General features: G+C 69.9%; 14 protein-coding genes. 9 read left to right on the top strand and 5 right to left on the bottom strand.

The window, feature by feature from the left end; genetic code table 11:
- Positions 1 to 345 precede the first annotated feature (345 nt).
- The 6 genes from ACF07N_RS19330 (at position 346) to ACF07N_RS19305 (ending at position 8,843) form a co-directional block, all read left to right on the top strand.
- The gene (locus ACF07N_RS19330; RefSeq protein WP_383331616.1) at positions 346 to 1,557 is read left to right on the top strand and encodes an ROK family transcriptional regulator; all 1,212 of its coding nucleotides are present in this window, start codon (positions 346 to 348) and stop codon (positions 1,555 to 1,557) included.
- A 133-nt stretch (positions 1,558 to 1,690) separates the two neighbouring features.
- A complete protein-coding gene (locus ACF07N_RS19325) occupies positions 1,691 to 2,794 on the top strand; it encodes a sugar ABC transporter substrate-binding protein (protein ID WP_383331634.1) in 1,104 nt (367 codons plus the stop codon).
- Between the two features lie 188 nt (positions 2,795 to 2,982).
- Complete coding sequence (locus ACF07N_RS19320) at positions 2,983 to 3,774, top strand: ATP-binding cassette domain-containing protein (RefSeq protein WP_031109031.1); 792 nt, start codon at positions 2,983 to 2,985, stop codon at positions 3,772 to 3,774.
- The gene (locus ACF07N_RS19315; protein ID WP_383331613.1) at positions 3,771 to 5,063 is read left to right on the top strand and encodes a sugar ABC transporter permease; all 1,293 of its coding nucleotides are present in this window, start codon (positions 3,771 to 3,773) and stop codon (positions 5,061 to 5,063) included. Before ACF07N_RS19320 ends, ACF07N_RS19315 begins: the two co-directional genes overlap by 4 nt.
- Before the next feature lie 189 nt (positions 5,064 to 5,252).
- Positions 5,253 to 7,175, top strand: a complete 1,923-nt coding sequence (gene dxs, locus ACF07N_RS19310) for a 1-deoxy-D-xylulose-5-phosphate synthase (protein ID WP_383338244.1) — start codon at positions 5,253 to 5,255, stop codon at positions 7,173 to 7,175.
- Between the two features lie 147 nt (positions 7,176 to 7,322).
- Positions 7,323 to 8,843 carry an amino acid permease gene (locus ACF07N_RS19305; protein ID WP_392114314.1) on the top strand — a complete coding sequence of 507 codons (1,521 nt, stop codon included), beginning with the start codon at positions 7,323 to 7,325 and terminating at the stop codon, positions 8,841 to 8,843.
- Positions 8,844 to 8,868: 25 nt separating this feature from the next.
- Here the strand turns inward: ACF07N_RS19305 and ACF07N_RS19300 are convergent, their stop codons facing one another.
- The gene (locus ACF07N_RS19300) at positions 8,869 to 9,240 is read right to left on the bottom strand and encodes an NTP pyrophosphohydrolase (RefSeq protein WP_392114311.1); all 372 of its coding nucleotides are present in this window, start codon (positions 9,238 to 9,240) and stop codon (positions 8,869 to 8,871) included.
- An 81-nt stretch (positions 9,241 to 9,321) separates the two neighbouring features.
- Here ACF07N_RS19300 and ACF07N_RS19295 point away from each other — a divergent pair, with 81 nt between their 5' ends.
- From ACF07N_RS19295 to ACF07N_RS19285, 3 genes are all read left to right on the top strand, one after another.
- Positions 9,322 to 10,341 (top strand): hypothetical protein, encoded by a 1,020-nt coding sequence (locus tag ACF07N_RS19295; RefSeq protein ID WP_383587416.1) that lies wholly within the window; start codon positions 9,322 to 9,324, stop codon positions 10,339 to 10,341.
- A gap of 230 nt (positions 10,342 to 10,571) precedes the next feature.
- On the top strand, positions 10,572 to 11,843 hold the full coding sequence (locus ACF07N_RS19290) for a nucleotide sugar dehydrogenase (RefSeq protein WP_392114308.1): 1,272 nt from the start codon (positions 10,572 to 10,574) through the stop codon (positions 11,841 to 11,843).
- Entirely contained in the window at positions 11,840 to 13,615 is a 1,776-nt protein-coding gene (locus ACF07N_RS19285; protein ID WP_392114305.1) for a glycosyltransferase, read from the top strand. The genes ACF07N_RS19290 and ACF07N_RS19285 overlap by 4 nt, the downstream gene beginning before the upstream one ends.
- 78 nt (positions 13,616 to 13,693) lie before the next feature.
- Here ACF07N_RS19285 and ACF07N_RS19280 read toward each other — a convergent pair whose 3' ends face one another.
- The 4 genes from ACF07N_RS19280 to ACF07N_RS19265 all read right to left on the bottom strand — a co-directional run bounded on the left by ACF07N_RS19280 (position 13,694) and on the right by ACF07N_RS19265 (position 20,122).
- The gene (locus tag ACF07N_RS19280; protein WP_392114302.1) at positions 13,694 to 15,118 is read right to left on the bottom strand and encodes a polysaccharide deacetylase family protein; all 1,425 of its coding nucleotides are present in this window, start codon (positions 15,116 to 15,118) and stop codon (positions 13,694 to 13,696) included.
- A 59-nt stretch (positions 15,119 to 15,177) separates the two neighbouring features.
- Positions 15,178 to 16,617 (bottom strand): cellulose binding domain-containing protein, encoded by a 1,440-nt coding sequence (locus tag ACF07N_RS19275; RefSeq protein ID WP_392114299.1) that lies wholly within the window; start codon positions 16,615 to 16,617, stop codon positions 15,178 to 15,180.
- Between the two features lie 161 nt (positions 16,618 to 16,778).
- On the bottom strand, positions 16,779 to 18,908 hold the full coding sequence (locus ACF07N_RS19270) for a 3-hydroxyacyl-CoA dehydrogenase NAD-binding domain-containing protein (RefSeq protein WP_392114296.1): 2,130 nt from the start codon (positions 18,906 to 18,908) through the stop codon (positions 16,779 to 16,781).
- On the bottom strand, positions 18,905 to 20,122 hold the full coding sequence (locus tag ACF07N_RS19265; protein ID WP_383331583.1) for a thiolase family protein: 1,218 nt from the start codon (positions 20,120 to 20,122) through the stop codon (positions 18,905 to 18,907). Before ACF07N_RS19265 ends, ACF07N_RS19270 begins: the two co-directional genes overlap by 4 nt.
- Between the last annotated feature and the right edge of the window lie 100 nt (positions 20,123 to 20,222).

The raw sequence follows: 20,222 nt of genomic DNA, 5'->3' as shown, positions 1-20,222 counted from the left end.
GCTGGGTGGGGGGGGGGGGGGGGGTGCGCCCCGGGGGGGGGGGGGGTCTCAGCGGGGTTGTGCCGCCCCCACAAAGCCCGGGGGGGGGGGGGGGGGGGCGCCCCCCCCCCCCCACGGCCCCGACCCACCCCCCACCGTCAGGCGAAGACGCGCACCCCACCCACCCGCACAGGCCACCGCAGGCAGAAAGCGCGTACCCCCACATAGCGCTCCGCGACGACCCGCGCACACCCCGGAATCAGTTCAACCTCTTGACGGGAGGCAACCCGAACGGCTCAGCTTAGAGTTCACTAGTTGGACATAGACGGGGCCTCATCGATGCGGCCCCGTGCGCAGGAGGTCGTCGTGGAGACTCCGGGGTCGCAGTCGTCGCTGCACCGAGCCAACCTGGAGCGGGTCGTACGAGCCGTGCGCCTGGCGGGCTCCCTCACCCAGGCCGAGATCGCCCGGACGACGGGCCTGTCCGCCGCGACGGTCTCCAACATCGTCCGGGAACTGAAGGACGGCGGCACGGTCGAGGTCACCCCGACCTCCGCCGGCGGCCGCCGCGCCCGCAGCGTGTCGCTCAGCGGCGACGCCGGCATCGTCATCGGCGTCGACTTCGGCCACACCCACCTCCGGGTGGCGATCGGCAACCTCGCCCACCAGGTCCTGGCCGAGGAGTCCGAGCCGCTCGACGTCGACGCCTCGTCGACCCAGGGCTTCGACCGCGCGGAACAGCTGGTCACCCGCCTGGTGGAGGCCACCGGCGTCGACCGCTCCAAGATCGCCGGCGTCGGTCTCGGCGTCCCGGGCCCCATCGACGTCGAGTCCGGCACCCTCGGCTCCACCGCCATCCTCCCGGGCTGGACCGGCACCAAGCCCGCCGAGGAGCTGCGCGACCGCCTCGGCGTGCCCGTGCACGTCGACAACGACGCCAATCTCGGCGCCCTCGGCGAGATGGTCTGGGGCAGCGGCCGGGGCGTTCGCGACCTGGCCTACATCAAGGTCGCGAGCGGTGTCGGCGCCGGTCTGGTGATCAGCGGGAAGATCTACCGCGGCCCCGGAGGCACCGCCGGAGAAATAGGACATATTACACTCGATGAATCCGGCCCGGTCTGCCGCTGCGGCAACCGCGGCTGCCTGGAGACCTTCGCGGCCGCGCGCTACGTGCTCCCGCTCCTCCAGTCCAGCCACGGCACCGACCTGACCATGGAAGGCGTCGTGCGGCTCGCCCGGGACGGAGACCCGGGCTGCCGTCGGGTGATCGCCGACGTCGGCCGCCACATCGGCAGTGGAGTGGCCAATCTCTGCAACCTGCTGAACCCGAGCCGTGTGGTCCTCGGCGGTGATCTCGCCGAGGCCGGTGAGCTGGTGCTCGGGCCGATCCGGGAGTCCGTCGGCCGCTACGCCATCCCCAGTGCGGCGCGCCAGCTGTCCGTTCTCCCCGGGGCCCTCGGCGGCCGTGCGGAGGTGCTCGGAGCGCTCGCCCTCGCCCTCAGCGAGATGGGCGATTCGACCCTTCTGGACGGAACTGCCGCCGGCCCGCTGAAGGCGACCACCCCTGCCTTCACTTAGAGAACGGATGGCACCGTTGCCATCTCGTTAAGGATTTACTTCTTGACGTCGCACGTGTGGCCGAGTTGACTTCCAGCCACCTCGGCCGCAACGTCGCGGCCTCGTCAGGGAGGTTTCTGAAGTGAACACGCGTATGCGTCGCGCCGCCGTTGCTGTGGCCGCCGGTGTGATGGCTGTTTCGCTTGCTGCCTGTGGCAGCGCCAAGGAGTCCGGCGACAACGCCGACTCCACCGCGGGGTCCGCCAAGAAGGGCGACGACATCAAGGTCGGTCTGCTCCTTCCCGAGAACGCGACCGCCCGTTACGAGAAGTTCGACCGGCCGCTCATCGAGAAGAAGGTCAAGGAACTCACCAACGGCAAGGGCGAGGTCGTCTACGCCAACGCCAAGCAGGACGCCAGCACCCAGAACCAGCAGGTCGACACGATGGTGACCAACAAGGTCGACGTGCTGATCGTGGACGCGGTGGACTCCAAGGCGATCGCCGGCTCGGTGAAGAAGGCCAAGGACGCGGGCATCCCCGTCGTCGCCTACGACCGCCTGGCCGAGGGCCCGATCGACGCCTACACCTCGTTCGACAACGAGACCGTCGGCAAGACCCAGGGCGAGGCCCTGCTGAAGGCCCTGGGCGACAAGGCCAAGGACGGCCAGATCGTCATGATGAACGGGTCCTCCACCGACCCGAACGCCGCCCAGTTCAAGAAGGGCGCGCACTCCGTGCTCGACGGCAAGGTGAAGATCGGCCGCGAGTACGACACCAAGGAGTGGAAGCCGGAGAACGCCAACTCCAACATGGAGGGCGCGATCTCGGCTCTGGGCAAGGACAAGATCGTCGGCGTCTACTCCGCCAACGACGGCATGGCGGGCGGCATCATCACCGCCCTGAAGGCCGCCGGCATCGCCGACATCCCGGTCACCGGCCAGGACGCCGAGCTCGCGGGCGTGCAGCGCATCGTCACCGGTGAGCAGTACATGAGCGTCTACAAGCCCTACCCCCAGGAGGCGGACGTCGCGGCCGAGATGGCCGTCGCCCTCGCCCAGGGCAAGTCGCTCGACTCGATCGCCAAGGACAAGGTCGACAGCCCGACCACCAAGGCCGTCCCGTCCGTCCTGGTCCCGGTCGTCTCGCTGACCAAGGACAACATCAACGACACCGTCATCAAGGACGGCATCTACACCGTGAACGAGATCTGCGCGGGCAAGTACAAGGCCGCCTGCGACAAGATCGGTCTCAAGTAAGCAGCCGCCAGATCCGTGGCCCGCGCCGGGAGTCCGCCGAGGACTCCCGGGACGCGCACGGACCGGCTGCCCCGAGTTCCTCCGGCGCCCCGCCACACCAGCCCCGCAAGCTCCGCGGGGCGCCGGAGTGATCGCTCGCTCCTCCCACACTTCTGCACAACCTCCCGCCGGGTCAGGCGGCGAAGGAGATGGTTCACGTGTCCGCTACGCCCGTGCTGGCGTTGCGCGGGGTCTCCAAGCGGTTCGGTGCCGTACAGGCGCTCACCGACGTAGAGCTTGAGGTCCACGCCGGTGAGGTGGTCGCCCTGGTGGGCGACAACGGCGCCGGAAAGTCCACGCTGGTCAAGACGATCGCCGGCGTGCACCCCATCGATGAGGGCGTCATCGAATGGGACGGCAGGTCCGTCCAGATCAACAAGCCGCACGACGCCCAGAACCTGGGCATCGCGACCGTCTACCAGGACCTCGCGCTGTGCGACAACATCGACGTCGTCGGCAACCTCTACCTGGGCCGGGAGCTGCGCAAGCGCGGCGTCCTGGACGAGGTGGAGATGGAGCGCCGCTCCCGCGAGCTCCTCGACACGCTGTCGATCCGCATCCCCAGCGTGCGCATCCCGATCGCCTCGCTCTCCGGCGGTCAGCGCCAGACCGTGGCCATCGCCCGGTCCATGCTCGGAGAGCCCAAGCTGGTCATCCTCGACGAGCCCACCGCCGCGCTCGGCGTCGAGCAGACCGCCCAGGTCCTCGACCTGGTCGAGCGGCTGCGCGAACGCGGCCACGCCGTGATCCTCATCAGCCACAACATGGCCGACGTCAAGGCCGTGGCGGACAAGGTCGCCGTACTGCGCCTCGGGCGCAACAACGGCGTCTTCGAGGTCAAGTCGACCTCGCAGGAAGAGATCATCTCCGCCATCACCGGCGCCACCGACAACGCCGTGACCCGCCGTGCGGCGCGCACGAACGGGGAGGTTTCCAAGTGAGCATCGACAAGACCTCCGCGGCTCCGGAAGAACACGTCGTGGAGAACCCCGAGGCGGCCAAGGCCGCCGTCACGGTCGTCGACCCCCGGCTGCTGGTGCGCGAGCAGGGCCTCGCCGGCTACGTCACCGAGTTCAAGCGGAAGATGAAGTCCGGTGACCTGGGTTCCATCCCGGTCGTCATCGGCCTGGCGATCATCTGGCTCATCTTCACGAGCCTGAACTCCAACTTCCTCACCGCGGGCAACCTGTCCGACATGTCCGTCGCCATGGTCGGCACGGGCATGATCGCCGTCGGCATCGTGTTCGTTCTGCTGCTCGGCGAGATCGACCTGTCGGTCGGCTCGGTGTCCGGTGTCGCGGGCGCCACGTTCGCGGTGTTCAACGTCACCAACGGCATGAACGAGTGGCTGGCCTTCGTGCTCGCCATCCTCACCGGCACGGTCGCCGGCGTGCTGCACGGCTTCTTCTTCGCGAAGATCGGCGTCCCCGCGTTCGCCGTCACCCTGGCCGGTCTGCTGTTCTGGAACGGCTTCATGCTCCAGATCCTGGGCGACAACGGCACGATCAACCTCGACCCGGACGGGGTCGTGGCCCAGCTGACCAGCTACTACTTCTCCGACGTGGCCGCCGCCTACGGGCTGGCCGCGGTGGTGACCGCCGGGTACTTCCTCAGCTCCTTCTTCGGCAACCGCCGCCGTGAGGCCGCGGGCGTGCCGTCCCGGCCGCTGAGCGAGACCATCGTGCGCACGGCGCTGCTGGCGGTCCTCGCCTTCGCCGTCGCGATCGTCTTCAACCAGTACAAGGGCCTGCCCCTGGCCGTGGTGATCTTCATCGTGGTGCTGCTGGTCACGGACTTCGTGCTGCGGCGCACCGCGTACGGCCGCAAGGTGTTCGCGCTCGGCGGCAGCGTCGAGGCCTCGCGCCGCGCCGGCATCAACGTGGAGATGGTCCGGATCTCGGTCTTCGCGATCTCCGGCACCTTCGCCGCGGTGGGCGGTCTGTTCATCGCCTCGAAGATCGCGGCGGCCAACCAGGGCGCCGGCGGCGGTGACCTGCTGATGAACGCGATCGCCGCGGCGGTGATCGGCGGCACGTCCCTCTTCGGTGGCCGCGGCCGCACGTGGAACGCCCTGCTGGGTGTGCTGGTGATCGTCTCGATCCAGTACGGCCTCGCCCTGGAGGGCATCGCCTCCCCGGTGCAGTACATGATCACCGGTGGCGTGCTCCTCGCCACGGTCGTGATCGACGCGGTGACGCGCAAGACGCAGAAGACCGCGGGTCGCGCGTAGCGCGGCAGACCCTCACTGTGCCCGGCGCCGTCAGGTGCCGGGCACAGTCGTGTCGTAGGCGGGGCACAAGGTGGGTACAGCCGAATGCGTGACGTATGACGCACGGCCTCGGCGCAGTCCTCCAGGGCGGAACATTAGACTCGACACGCCCGGCAACAGCTCGATCAGCTCTACTGCAAGGAGGCACGGGTGCCGCTGCTGACCCGCATCACGGGACCGCGCGATCTGGACCGGCTCAGCCTGGAGGAGCTGAACCAGCTGGCGGAGGAGATCCGCACCTTCCTGGTCGAGGCGGTCTCCAAGACCGGCGGTCACCTGGGCCCCAACCTCGGCGTGGTGGAGCTCACCATCGCCCTGCACCGGGTCTTCGAATCGCCCAGGGACAAGGTGCTCTGGGACACCGGTCACCAGTCCTACGTCCACAAGCTGCTCACCGGCCGCCAGGACTTCTCCCGGCTGAAGATGAAGGGCGGCCTGTCCGGCTACCCCTCGCAGGCCGAGTCCGAGCACGACGTCATCGAGAACTCGCACGCCTCGACCGTCCTTGGCTGGGCCGACGGCATCGCCAAGGCCAACCAGCTGATGAAACGGGACGACCACGTCGTGGCCGTCATCGGCGACGGCGCCCTGACCGGCGGCATGGCCTGGGAGGCGCTGAACAACATCGCCGACGCCAAGGACCGCCCGCTCGTCATCGTCGTCAACGACAACGAGCGCTCCTACGCCCCCACCATCGGCGGCCTCGCCAACCACCTGGCGACCCTGCGCACCACCGACGGCTACGAGCGCTTCCTGGCCCGCACCAAGGAGGTCCTGGAGCGCACCCCGGTCGTCGGCCGGCCGCTCTACGACACCCTGCACGGCGCCAAGAAGGGCCTGAAGGACTTCATCGCCCCGCAGGGCATGTTCGAGGACCTCGGCCTGAAGTACGTCGGCCCGATCGACGGCCACGACATCGAGGCCCTGGAGTCCGCCCTGGCCCGCGCCAAGCGGTTCGGCGGGCCCGTCATCGTGCACTGCCTCACCGAGAAGGGCCGCGGCTACCAGCCGGCCCTCCAGGACGAGGCGGACCGCTTCCACGCCGTCGGCAAGATCCACCCCGACACGGGCCTGCCGATCGCCAGCTCAGGCGCCGACTGGACCTCGGTCTTCGGCGAGGAGATGGTCAGGCTCGGCGAGGAGCGCGAGGACATCGTCGCCATCACGGCCGCGATGCTCCAGCCGGTGGGCCTCGACAAGTTCGCCAAGCGCTTCCCGGAGCGGGTCTACGACGTCGGCATCGCCGAGCAGCACGGCGCCGTCTCCGCGGCCGGTCTGGCGACGGGCGGTGTGCACCCGGTGTTCGCCGTGTACGCCACCTTCCTCAACCGCGCCTTCGACCAGGTCCTGATGGACGTGGCCCTGCACAAGTGCGGCGTCACCTTCGTCCTGGACCGGGCCGGCATCACCGGCACCGACGGCGCCTCCCACAACGGCATGTGGGACATGTCGATCCTCCAGGTCGTCCCCGGGCTGCGGCTGGCCGCGCCGCGCGACGCCGACCAGGTCCGCGCCCAGCTGCGCGAGGCCGTCGCCGTCGAGGACGCGCCGACCGTGGTCCGCTTCTCCAAGGGCGCCGTCGGCCCCGCCGTACCGGCCGTGCGCCGTGTCGGTGGCATGGACGTGCTGCGCGAGCCGGGCACCGACCGTCCCGACGTGCTCCTGGTCTCCGTCGGCGCCCTGGCCCCGATGTGCCTGGAGGTCGCCGGCCTCCTCGACAAGCAGGGCATCTCCACGACCGTCGTCGACCCGCGCTGGGTCAAGCCCGTCGACGAGGCCATGGCCCCGCTCGCCGAGCGGCACCGCGTGGTCGTCACCGTCGAGGACAACAGCCGGGTCGGCGGTGTCGGCTCGGCGATCGCCCAGGCGCTGCGCGACGCGGGCGTCGACGTGCCGCTGCGCGACTTCGGCATCCCGCCGCGCTTCCTCGACCACGCCTCGCGCGCCGAGGTGCTCGCCGAGATCGGCCTCACCGCGCCGGACATCGCCCGGCAGGTGACCGGCCTGGTCGCCAAGCTGGACGGGAAGTACGAGCGGTCCGCCGTGGAGTCCGTGGAGACCGCGCGCGACTGACGCCGCCCCGGTACCGCCGAATGGGCCGGTTCCACCACCGTCGAGGGTGGTGAAACCGGCCCATTGGCGTGAATGCATCGCTGCCGGGGCATACGGATGGTGCCCCCTCTCGATCATGTCGAGGACGACAAGCGTGGGAGGTACCCCGTGACCAGCACCCTCTTCCGGACGAAGAAGGTCGAGCAGTCCATCCTCGACACCGAGGAGCCAGAGCACGCGCTCAAGAAGTCCTTGTCCGCGCTGGATCTGACCGTCTTCGGCGTCGGCGTGATCATCGGCACCGGAATCTTCGTCCTCACCGGCACCGTCGCGAAGGACAACGCCGGGCCCGCGGTGGCCCTGGCGTTCGTGGCGGCCGGCGTCGCCTGCGCGCTGGCCGCCCTGTGTTACGCCGAGTTCGCCTCCACGGTCCCGGTCGCCGGGTCCGCCTACACGTTCTCGTACGCCTCCCTCGGGGAACTGCCCGCCTGGATCATCGGCTGGGACCTGGTCCTGGAGTTCGCGCTGGGGACGGCGGTGGTGGCCGTCGGCTGGTCGGGGTACATCCAGTCGCTCATGGACAACGCGGGCTGGCAGATGCCGGCCGCCCTGGGCAGCCGGGAGGGCTCGGACGTCTTCGGGTTCGACATCCTCGCCGCCGCGCTGGTCCTGGTCCTCACGGTCATCCTCGTGCTCGGCATGAAGCTGTCCGCGCGCATCACGTCGCTGGTCGTCGCCGTCAAGGTGACCGTCGTGCTCGTCGTGATCATCGCGGGGGCGTTCCTGATCAAGGGCGAGAACTACGACCCGTTCATCCCGAAGGAGAAGCCGGTCGAGGCGGGGTCGAGTCTGGACTCGCCGCTGATCCAGCTGATGTTCGGCTGGGCGCCGTCCAACTTCGGCGTGATGGGCATCTTCACCGCCGCGTCGGTGGTGTTCTTCGCCTTCATCGGCTTCGACGTCGTCGCCACGGCCGCCGAGGAGACGCGCAACCCGCAGCGCGACATGCCCCGCGGCATCCTCGGCTCGCTGCTGATCTGCACGACGCTGTACGTGCTCGTCTCGATCGTCGTCACGGGCATGCAGCACTACAGCAAGCTGTCCGTGGACGCGCCGCTGGCCGACGCGTTCAAGGAGACCGGGCATCCGTGGTTCGCCGGCTTCATCAGCTTCGGCGCCGCGGTCGGCCTGACGACGGTGTGCATGATCCTGCTGCTCGGGCAGACCCGGGTGTTCTTCGCGATGAGCCGTGACGGGCTGCTGCCGCGGTTCTTCTCGCGCGTCCACCCGCGCTTCAAGACACCGCACCGCCCGACCATCCTGCTCGGCGTGATCATCGCGGTCCTGGCCGGGTTCACGCCGCTGACGGAACTCGCCGCGCTGGTGAACATCGGCACGCTGTTCGCCTTCGTGGTCGTGGCGATCGGCGTGATCATCCTCCGCCGCACCCGCCCCGACCTGCCCCGGGCGTTCCGCACCCCCTGGGTCCCGGTCATCCCGATCCTGTCGGTGTGCGCCTCCCTGTGGCTGATGATCAACCTGCCCGCGGAGACGTGGGTCCGCTTCGGCATCTGGATGGCGGCCGGCTTCGTCGTGTACTTCCTCTACGGCCGCGGCCACAGCCGCCTGGCCCGCGGCGGCAGGGCCGAGGAACAGCCGGCGGCGGGCGGCGGCACGACGGCGCCGTAGCCGCCCCCGGAACAGTGCCGGGCCGTCACGGGCGCACCGTACGCGGCCCGGCCACCTCCGCGCCCAGGGCGCCGACCCGTCGGCGCAGCTCGCGGTCGGCCGTGACCACCAGCACGGGGCGGTCGCCGGCCGCGGCCACCGTCTCGACGATGTGGTCGTCGCCGCTGCCGGGCGCCGACGTCACCCGGACCCCGGGCACCGGCTCCACGCCCCGGGCCGCCCCCTCCACGACGAGCACGATCTCCACCGGCCCGGGCACCCCCGGCACCCCGTCCGACGCCAGGTTGTCCCGCAGCCGCTCCGCGGCCCCGCGCCGGTCCCGCCACCAGCCGTCCGGTACCGATCCGACGACGTTGGCGGCGTCGACCACGACGAGGAGAGGCGCAACGGCGTTCATCCGGCCAGGGTCGCACGGCCGGTGCCCCGGCACACGGGGGTGGGCCCGCGCCGGGCCGCCCGGCCCGCATAAAGTGAACTGGTGAACGGCGACTGGCTCATCCGCGGCCGCGACGGCCGCCTCACCGTCTACCTGCCCTCCGGCGAAGCCGTCCTGTGCCGGGCGGAACGCGGGCCCGGCGGCCCCTGGGAGGACGCCCCGCGCACCGTCGGCGGCACCCAGAAGGTGCACCCCGGCGCGGCCGTCGGGCAGGGCGCCGACCGTTACGCCCACCTGGCGGCCTGGCGGCCCACCGTGCCGGGGGAGTCGGGGCTCGTGCACACCACGCACTTCCGGCCCCTGCTGGCGGCCCTGGACTGGGTGCCGATCGGCCACCCGGACAAGAAGGGCGACCGGACCGGACCCCCGGCCGTGGCCGTCGACGGCGCGGGACGCGGCTATGTCTTCGTCCGCAACGCGGGCGGCGGGGTGAGCCTGCGCAACCAGAAGGTGAAGGGCGGCTGGGGCGGCTGGCTGGACCTCGGCGGGCAGGACGTCGAGGAGCGGCTGGCGCCCGTGGCGGGGGAGTCGGGGCTGGTCGAGCTCTACGCCTGCGCGCCCGGCACGCTGCTGCACTGGCGGCAGGAGGGGGACGGGAAGAAGCCGGTGCCGGCCGGGGACGTCGAGGCCGACGTCCGCCCCGGGACCCTGCGCGCCCTCGCCACGTCGGCCGAGCACACCACGGTGTTCTTCACGGACACCTCCGGGGACCTGTGCGCCTGGCGGCCCGGTGAGAAGCCGGTGCCCCTTCTCGCCGCCGCCGGGCCGGGGCCGGTTTCCGCGGTGCGCTGCGTCATCGAGGGCCACGACTGCACGGTGCTCGCGCAGCGCTCGGCGAGCGGCCGGGTCGCCTTCGCGGCGTATCCGACCGAGCAGGAGTCCGCGGGTGCCTGGTGGACCGAGTCCGGCCCGCGGCTGCCGGCCGACGCCCTGGTGGCGGTGGCGCTGGACGAGCACGAGGAGGTCGTCGCCGCCTCCCTCGCGCCCTCCACGGGCACCCTGCTCCTGACCCGCCGCAAGGACGAGCCGGGGCTCGCCCTGGAGGCCTGGCGGGAGATCTGAGACCGCCGGGAACCGGAACGGACCGGTTCGTTCTGAGGTTCTTGACGCAGCAGACACACAAGACGTGTCAAGGGTTGTATGGATGTGTGCGTGACAAGAGGCACCTCGTATGAACATGGTCAAAAAGTGAAGGTCTTGTTAGCCTCCTCTGACTTGTTCGATTTTGCTCGGGGGGCCGGTTGCTGCTGCGTCTGGCCGACGCCGTGGCAACGGGGTTGGGGAATGATGTCGTGAGCAGATCCTCCACGGTGGATCTTGTCGTTGTCGGACTCGGTTACGTGGGGCTGCCGCTGGCCAGATCCGCCGCAGCCGCGGGTCTGAAGGTGGTCGGCCTCGACCGCAGCCGGCGCGTGGTCGACGGACTGAACGCCGGTCGTTCGCACGTCGACGACATCACCGACGCCGAAGTGCGCGCCATGCTGGAGCAGGGCTTCCGGGCCGTCGACGAGGCCGGCGTCATCGCCGACGCCGCGGCGGTGGTGGTGTGCGTGCCGACCCCGCTCACCGACCACGGCGCCCCCGACCTCGGCGCGGTGCACGCCGCCGTCGACGACATCGCCGCCCACCTCAGGGCCGGCACCCTCGTCGTGCTGGAGTCGACGACGTACCCCGGCACGACCGACGAGGTCGTCCGTCCGCGCCTGGAGGCCAGCGGTCTGCGGGTCGGCGTCGACTTCCACCTCGCCTTCTCCCCGGAGCGGATCGACCCGGGCAACCCCTCCTTCGGCCTGGAGAACACGCCCAAGGTCGTCGGCGGCATCACGGCCGACTGCACCAAGGCCGCCCGCGCCCTGTACGAGCGGTTCGTGAACCGTGTCGTCGAGGCCAAGGGCACCCGCGAGGCCGAGATGGCCAAGCTGCTGGAGAACACCTACCGGCACGTCAACATCGCCCTCGTCAACGAGATGTCGATGTTCTGCCGCGAGATCGGCGTCGACCTCTGGGACGCCATCCGGTGCGCCTCCACGAAGCCGTTCGGGTTCGCGCCCTTCTACCCCGGCCCCGGCGTCGGCGGGCACTGCATCCCGATCGACCCCAACTACCTGTCGTACAAGGTGCGTTCGCTGGGCATCCCGTTCCGGTTCGTGGAGCTGGCGCAGGAGATCAACCAGCGGATGCCCGTGCACGTCGTCAACCGCGCGGCCGACCTGCTCAACGACCAGGGCAAGGCCGTGCGCGGCTCGCGCGTGCTGCTGCTCGGCGTGACGTACAAGCCGGACATCTCCGACCAGCGGGAGAGCCCGGCGCTGGCCGTCGCCGAGAACCTCCTCGCGCGCGGCGCCGAACTCGTCTACTTCGACCCGCGGGTCGAGGACTGGCAGGTCGACGGCGCCTCCGTCGAGCGGGCCGGGGACTACCTGGCCGCCGCCGAGGAGGCCGACCTGACCATCCTGCTCCAGCCGCACCGCGAGATCGACCTGGACGCCCTTGCCGACCGGGCCCGGGCGCTGTTCGACACCCGGGGCAAGTCCGCCGACCACCCGCGGGTGGTCAAGCTGTGACTGCCGACGATACGTACATACCGGGAGCCGTCGACTCCGGTGGCCGTCGGGCCCACCGCAAGCGGCGGCACCTGAAGGTCTCGTACTTCGTCTTCCTGGGCCTGGCCGCGCTGATCGCCACCCGGCTCGACGCCGGCTCGCTCCACCTGTACTCCATGGGCGCCATGGGCCTGCTGGCCCTGAAGATGATCGGCGCCCTGTTCTACCGTCCGGCCAAGGCCGGGCGGGAGGAGCTGGAGTACCTGGAGAACGCCTGGGTCACCGCGGTCATCCCGATCTACAACGAGGACCCGGTGATGTTCGAGCAGGGCATGCGCAGCCTCCTCGCGCAGAGCCGCCTGCCCAACGAGATCCACATCATCGACGACGCCAGCGCCAACGACTCCGGCATCCGCGCGGCCAAGAAGCTGCGCCGCGAGTTCGAGGCCAAGGGCGTCAAGTACACCGTCAGCGTGCAGCCCGAGAACAAGGGCAAGCGCGAGGCGCTGGCGCTGGGCTTCGAGGCCGCGCCGTACTCCGACATCTTCCTGTGCGTCGACTCGGACACCGTGCTGTCCCGGGACACCGTGCGCGAGCTGCTGCTGCCGCTGGCCGACGAGAAGATCATGGCCTCCACGGGCATGGTGCTGGCGCTCAACCACGACAGCAACATCTTCACGCGCCTGCAGGACCTGCGCTACGGCAACTCGTTCCTCTTCGAGCGGGCCGCCTACTCGCGGCTGAAGTCGGTGCTGTGCTGCTGCGGCGCGCTCTCCGCCTACCGCGGCACGCTGGTGCGCAAGTACCTGCCGGACTTCCTCAACCAGCAGTTCCTGGGCAAGCCGGCCGTCTTCGGCGACGACCGCCGTATGACCAACTACTGCCTGATGGAGGGCCAGGTCGTCTTCCAGGAGACGGCCGTGGGCTACACCGCCGTCCCCGAGAAGCTGCCGCACTTCCTGCGCCAGCAGGTCCGCTGGAACAAGTCCTTCTTCCGCGAGTCCCTGTGGGCGTTCCGCCACCAGAAGAAGTACCGCCCGGCCTTCTGGCTGACCTGCATGGAGCTCGCGCTCTGGCTGGTCTTCGGCTCGGCGATGTTCTACTCGATGGTCATCCTGCCCATCATCAAGCCGCAGCAGTTCCTGAACCACATCGGGGACTACCTGATCTTCATGGTGCTCATGGGGTACCTGCGCAACGTCCGTTACCTGGACTTCCCGCGCCGCGGCATGGGCTTCGTCAAGCGCTTCGGCATGTTCCTGCTCGCGCCGATCTACGGCGTGATCCAGCTGACGCTGCTCACCCCGCTGCGCTTCTACGCCCTGTTCACCCTGCACAAGGGCAGCTGGGGCACCCGCCAGGGCGGAGTCGAGGTGTCCGTGGCCGGTGACCACGAGCACGACGTGACGGAGATCTTCGAGGAAGAGGACCCGTACTCCGACAAGAAGGTCACCGAGACGCTCCAGCTGATGCGCCTGGAGGGCGTCGCCCTGCGCACCCGGCCCCGCCCGGCGGGCGGCATCCCCTCCCAGCCGCAGCCGATCCCGGGCTACGACGAGCAGCACCACCCGGCGGTCCCGCAGCAGCGGGTGTCCTGGGGAGCCCCGGCACCGGCCGGCCAGCAGCAGTGGCAGGGCGGCGGCTACGGCGGCCACCCGGACCCGTACCAGCAGCCGTACCCGGCCCAGGGACACGACCCCCAGCAGGGCGGCTACCCGTACCAGGACCCGTCCTGGCAGCAGGGCCAGGAGCAGGGCCAGGGGCAGGGCTACGGGCAGGGCGGCGGCTGGTAGCCGCCGCGGCTGAACGGACACACAGGAGAGGGGCGGCCGGGGGGCCGCCCCTCTCCTGTGTGTCCCCGGGCTCGGGCCTCAGGTGTAGGAGGCCATCGCTTCCTCGACCGTCAGCACCGGGATGTCCCGGTCGTCGATCGCCTTCATCAGCGTCTCCAGGCCGGCCTTGCCGATCTCGGTGCTGGTGGCCGGCGGGCCCTCGGTGACCTTGTGCAGGCAGAGGATCAGCCAGTCGCCGCTGTTGACGCACCGGTCGAGCTTGCCGCCCGCGCCCGTGAGCTTCGACAGCGCCGTACCGCCGATGCCCGTGCCGTCGTTGATGCCGGTCAGCGCCTTGAGGCGGTAGGGCATCGCCGGGGCGAAGGACTCGATGGTCTCGGAGATGATCGACCGGGCGGTGGTGAAGTGCCGGCTGGCGATCTGGTCCACCGGGACACCGTCGGACGTCTTCTGGAACGCGCCGTGCGGGTAGGCGAAGTGCTCGCTGGTGAAGCCGTTGGACACCAGCCACTCGCGCAGCTTGCGGAAGTCGTCGTCGGCCTGCTCGGCGGTCAGCTTGGGATAGCTGGCCGTGTGCACGGCGTTGGCGTACGAGTGGCCCGCCATCTCCCAGCCGGAGAAGTCCTGCATGGAGCGCATCTGACCCAGCGTCAGGAAGCTGCCGGTGCCGATGGCGTCGGCGATGTTGTAGACCGTGCCGGGGAAGCCGAAGCGGTCCATGACCGGCCGGGCCAGGTCGTGGATCGACTTGTGGGAGTCGTCGAAGGTGATGGAGACGACGCCCTTGGGGAAGACCGAGACGGTGTCCGGGATCAGCTCCACCGCCTGCAGCCGGTAGGTCACCGGCCCGCCCGCGTTGTCGTACACGGCGAACGACATGTCCGTGAAGCCGGTCTTCGTCGACGGCTTGCCGTCGGCGCCGATGGAGTAGGACCCGGCCGCCGCGTTGACGTCCGCCCACTGGAGGTGGACCGTGACCCACTCGCCGGACTGGACGTAGTTGGCCGACGTCTTGGTGTGGACGTGGAAGGTCCAGGCGAAGTGGTTCGCCAGCGAGCCGCTGCCCAGGTAGAAGACCATCTTGGCCAGGTTGGCGACGTCGTCGACGCGGAAGACCAGCCGGATCATCTTGCCGCTGAGGCTCATCGCGGTCATGCCGGTCCTGCGGACGTAGGACTGCTTGCCGGTGCCGTTGGTGGTCACCCGGACCGACTGGGTGCCGCGCACGAACTGGGTCGCGTCGTTCGCCTCGGCCGAGGCCGTGCCCGCGCCGCCGGGCGTCCAGCCGTGGCCCGACTGGAACTGCTGGGACCAGCTGGCCCGGCGGTACTTGGGGCGGCGCCCGGAAGGGGCGTACAGAGGAGGCGTGGCGAGGCCTCCGATGGCGCCCTCGGCGGCGGGGGCGGCGGCCGGCTGGGCCATCACCTTGCCCATCCACGCGCCCGCTCCGGCCATCGCGACGCCCCCCGCGCCGCCCATCAGCAGCGCGGAACGCCTGCTCACCACCGGTTTGTCCTCCGTTGCCTCGGCAGCGTGCCTGTGGGCGCCGGACCGCCTGTTCCTCACCGGGTCTCCCGAACCGTGTCGAAGTAGTTCATGCCCTCGTCGGTGAAGCCGGTCACCTGGGACCGGACCTCCTCCGCCGACAGGGTGTCGTTCGCGTTGTAGTAGAGCCAGTCGACCTTCATGTCCCAGGCGCGTTCGCCCTTGAACGGCAGGTCGATGAACCAGTGGTTGAAGTTCACGGACATGTCCGCGCGCGGCGCGTACTTGCCGTTGCTCAGGAAGAGCTTCTTGCCGTCGAGCCAGTAGGCGACCACGCCGTCCTTCACCCGGATCAGCACGGTGTGCCAGGCGTCGAGGCTCTTGTTGGTGGTCTCGTAGACCCGGTCGTTGGTCTTGTGGTCGAACCAGGTCACGGTGTCGAGCTTGGGGCCGGGGCGGCCCCAGCCGCCGTTGGGCATGTACTCGTTGTCCAGCTCGCTGTACTTCGAGCCCTTGCCGCCGATGGTGTAGAAGGTCTGGTTGACGTGGTCGCCGGCCTCGCCGGTGGCGGGTCCGTCGCTGAAGTGGATGCGGGCCGCGTAGGTGCCGTCGCGGAACTTGCTCGCGGCCGTGCCGAGGCTCGCCTGCTTGGTCCCGGCCTTGGTGCCGTCCGTGCTCGCGCGCAGGTTGAGCACCTGTCCGTCCGCGTGGGAGCCCTCGGCGGTGGGGAAGCTGACGCCCTCAGCCGACCAGGTGTTCTCGATGCCGGGGCCGCCCTTGCTGGTGCGGACCAGCCAGCCGTGCTTGAACAGCGCCGGGTCCTTGGGGCCCAGGTAGCTGAAGTCGTCGAACAGCACCCCGGCCGGCGGGGCGGCCAGCGCCTCGGGCGCCGTCTTCGCCGTGGCCTTCTTCTCGTCGCTCGCCTTCGTGCCGTCCGGCTCCTCGCCCCAGGCGAGGACGCCCCGCTTGTACGCGGTGACCTCCTCGGCCTCCTTGTAGGACGTCTTCTCCGCGTCGAAGGAGCGGTCGTCGGACTGCTTCACCTTCGCGTGGTCGGTGCGGAACAGCTGGACGTCGATGCCCTTGCTGTTCGCGCCGGGCTTCAGGTCGCCGGCGCCCTCGGTGAACCTCAGTTCCAGGTAGTGGTCGGCGGTGTCGGTGGGCTTGTCCATCGCGACGATCCGCCCGGCCACGTGCGAGCAGCCGAAGACGGCGTTCACACAGTTGAAGGCGTAGGAGGCGGAGTCCTCGGCGGTGAACCAGTACCGGAGCGTGACATCGCTCAACGGCAGGGGCTTGCCGGTGTCGTTGAAGACTTCCAGCGACGGCTTGGCCGCCGCGGCCGTGGCCGGGGTGTCGGTGCGGTAGCGGACCTTCAGCTCGGGCGGGTCCGGGTTGGCCGCCTTCCACACCGGGTACAGCGCCGTGCCGCCGGCCGCCACCACGGCCACGAGGAGCAGGAGCCTGATCTTGGGCCACACCCGGCGTCCGGGCGGTCGGCGGCGGGAGGACGCCACGGAAGACTCCTTCGAGGACCCCGGCGGCCTTGGGTGGAGACCGTCGGAGCCAGGTAAACAATGGTCGGATTGTGTGAGGATCCTATCCGCGCAGGCATACGCAAAGGGGGGCGGGTGCACGGATTGTTACCGTACGCCCCACCCCCCTCAGGGGTTACGCGTTACGCCGGGACGCTCGCGACGCCCGGAGCCAGGAACCTCTTGCCGTTGACGCGCTCGGAGACGCCCTCGCGGTCCAGGTACGGCGTGATGCCGCCCAGGTGGAACGGCCAGCCGGCGCCCGTGATGAGGCACAGGTCGATGTCCTGCGCCTCGGCGACGACGCCCTCGTCGAGCATGAGCCCGATCTCCTGCGCCACCGCGTCGAGCACCCGCTCGCGGACCTGCTCCTCCGTCAGGACGGTGTCGCCCTGCTTCAGCAGCGCGGCCACCTCGGGGTCCAGCTCCGGCTTGCCGGAGTCGTAGACGTAGAAGCCGCGCTTGCCCGCCTCGACGACCGCCTTGAGGTTCGGGGAGACCGTGAAGCGGTCCGGGAACGCCCGGTTGAGCGTCTCGGAGACGTGCAGGCCGATGGCCGGGCCGACCAGCTCCAGCAGGACCAGCGGCGACATCGGCAGACCGAGCGGCTCGACGGCCTTCTCGGCGACCTCGACCGGGGTGCCCTCGTCGATGACGTTCTGGATCTCGCCCATGAAGCGGGTCAGGATGCGGTTCACGACGAACGCCGGGGCGTCCTTCACCAGCACCGCGGTCTTCTTCAGCTTCTTGGCGACACCGAACGCCGTGGCCAGGGAGGCGTCGTCGGTCTGCTCGCCGCGGACGATCTCCAGCAGCGGCAGGACGGCGACCGGGTTGAAGAAGTGGAAGCCCACGACCCGCTCGGGGTGCTTGAGCTTCGAGGCCATCTCCGACACCGACAGCGAGGAGGTGTTGGTGGCGAGGATCGCGTGCGCCGGGGCGACCGCCTCGACCTCCGCGAACACCTGCTGCTTGACGCCCATCTCCTCGAAGACCGCTTCGATGATGAAGTCGGCGTCCGCGAAGCCCTCGGCCTTGTCCAGCACACCGGTGACCAGAGCCTTGAGGCGGTTGGCCTTGTCCTGGTTGACGCGGCCCTTGCCGAGCAGCTTGTCGATCTCGGCGTGGACGTAGCCCACGCCCTTGTCGACGCGCTCCTGGTCGATGTCGGTCAGCACGACCGGCACCTCCAGGCGGCGCAGGAACAGCAGCGCGAGCTGGCTGGCCATCAGACCGGCGCCGACGACACCGACCTTGGTGACCGGGCGGGCCAGGGACTTGTCCGGGGCGCCCGCGGGGCGCTTGCCGCGCTTCTGCACCAGGTTGAAGGCGTAGATGCCGGCGCGCAGTTCGCCGCCCATGATGAGGTCGGCCAGGGCCTGGTCCTCGGCGTCGTAGCCCTGCTGCAGGTCGCCGTTCTTGGCGGCGGCGATGATGTCCAGGGCGCGGTAGGCGGCCGGGGCGGCGCCGTGCACCTTGGAGTCGGCGATGAAGCGGCCCTTGGCGACGGCCTGGTCCCAGGCCTCGCCGCGGTCGATCACCGGGCGCTCGATCTTCAGCTCGCCCTTGAGGACGGCGGAGGTCCAGATCAGCGACTGCTCCAGGAAGTCAGCGCCCTCGAAGATCGCGTCGGCGATCCCGAGCTCGTAGACCTGCTTGCCCTTGAGCTGCTTGTTCTGGTTGAGGCTGTTCTCGATGATCACCGAGACGGCCTTCTCGGGGCCGATCAGGTTCGGCAGGATCGTGCAGCCGCCCCAGCCGGGGACCAGGCCGAGGAAGACCTCGGGCAGGGAGAACGCCGGCACGGCCGCGGAGACGGTGCGGTAGGTGCAGTGCAGACCGACCTCGACGCCGCCGCCCATGGCGGCGCCGTTGTAGTACGCGAAGGTCGGCACGGCCAGCTGCGACAGCCGCTTGAAGACCTCGTGGCCGCCCTTGCCGATGGCGAGCGCGTGCTCGTGCTCCTTGAGGATCTCCACGCCCTTGAGGTCGGCGCCGACCGCGAAGATGAACGGCTTGCCGGTGATGCCGACGCCGACGATCTCGCCGTCCGCCGCCTCCTTCTCGACCTGGTCGATGGCGGTGTTCAGGTTCGCCAGCGAGGCCGGGCCGAAGGTGGTCGGCTTGGTGTGGTCGTGGCCGTTGTCCAGGGTGATCAGCGCGAAGCGCCCGGCACCCAGGGGGAGGTCGAAGTGGCGTACGTGCGCACTCGTGACGACCTCGTCCGGGAACAGTTCGGAAGCCTGCTTCAGCAGCTCGGCGGTGGTGCTCACTTGTCCCCCTCGAAGTGCGGGTTCTCCCAGATGACCGTCGCGCCCATGCCGAAGCCGACGCACATGGTGGTCAGGCCGTAGCGGACGTGCGGCTGCTCCTCGAACTGGCGGGCCAGCTGCGTCATCAGGCGGACGCCGGAGGAGGCCAGCGGGTGGCCGAAGGCGATGGCGCCGCCGTACTGGTTGACGCGCTCGTCGTCGTCGGCGATGCCGTAGTGGTCGAGGAAGGCCAGGACCTGGACGGCGAAGGCCTCGTTGATCTCGAACAGGCCGATGTCGGAGATCGACAGACCGGCCTGCGCCAGGGCCTTCTCCGTGGCCGGGATCGGGCCGTAGCCCATGACCTCCGGCTCAACGCCCGCGAAGGAGTAGGAGACCAGGCGCATCTTCACGGGGAGGCCGTTCTCCCGCGCGAAGTCCTCGGAGGCGATCAGCGAGGCGGTGGCGCCGTCGTTCAGACCGGCCGCGTTGCCGGCGGTGACCCGGCCGTGGACGCGGAACGGGGTCTTCAGGCCCTGGAGGTTCTCCAGGGTCGTGCCCGGGCGCATCGGCTCGTCGGCGGTGACCAGGCCCCAGCCCGTCTCACCGGCCTCGGCGTTGGTGCGGCGGACCGAGATCGGCACCAGGTCGGCCTGGATCTTGCCGTTGGCGTACGCCTTGGCGGCCTTCTCCTGGGAGCGCACGGCGTACTCGTCGGCGCGCAGCTTGGTGATCTGCGGGTAACGGTCGTGCAGGTTCTCGGCGGTCATGCCCATGAAGAGGGCGGACTCGTCGACCAGCTTCTCGGAGACGAACCGCGGGTTGGGGTCGACGCCCTCGCCCATGGGGTGGCGGCCCATGTGCTCGACACCGCCCGCGATGGCGATGTCGTAGGCGCCGAAGGCGACGGAGCCGGCGACCGTGGTGACGGCGGTCAGCGCGCCGGCGCACATGCGGTCGATGCTGTAGCCCGGGACGGACTGCGGCAGGCCGGCCAGGATGCCCGCGGTGCGGCCGATGGTCAGGCCCTGGTCACCGATCTGCGTGGTCGCGGCGATGGCGACCTCGTCGATCTTCTTGGGGTCCAGGCCGGGGTTGCGGCGCAGCAGCTCCCGGATCGCCTTCACGACGAGGTCGTCGGCTCGGGTCTCGTGGTAGATGCCCTTCGGGCCCGCCTTGCCGAACGGGGTGCGGACGCCGTCGACGAAGACGACGTCCCTGACGGTACGAGGCACGATGGCTCTCCTCCAGGGTCAGGATTGCAGTGCTGCTGCGATGCGCTGAGCGCGCGCTCAGTCCCATGCTACTTGTGGGTAACGTAGCTGCACAGTCCTG

The sequence above is a fragment of the Streptomyces sp. NPDC015242 genome, assembly GCF_043079125.1.
Lineage (GTDB): Bacteria > Actinomycetota > Actinomycetes > Streptomycetales > Streptomycetaceae > Streptomyces.
This window is presented reverse-complemented; position numbering and strand designations above follow the sequence as displayed.

Bases quoted from the DNA above. Each gene is read 5' to 3' on its own strand.
- ACF07N_RS19325 (WP_383331634.1), top strand. From the start codon at position 1,691: ATGCGTCGCGCCGCCGTTGCTGTGGCCGCCGGTGTGATGGCTGTTTCG.
- ACF07N_RS19320 (WP_031109031.1), top strand. From the start codon at position 2,983: ATGGTTCACGTGTCCGCTACGCCCGTGCTGGCGTTGCGCGGGGTCTCC.
- ACF07N_RS19300 (WP_392114311.1), bottom strand. From the start codon at position 9,240: ATGAACGCCGTTGCGCCTCTCCTCGTCGTGGTCGACGCCGCCAACGTC.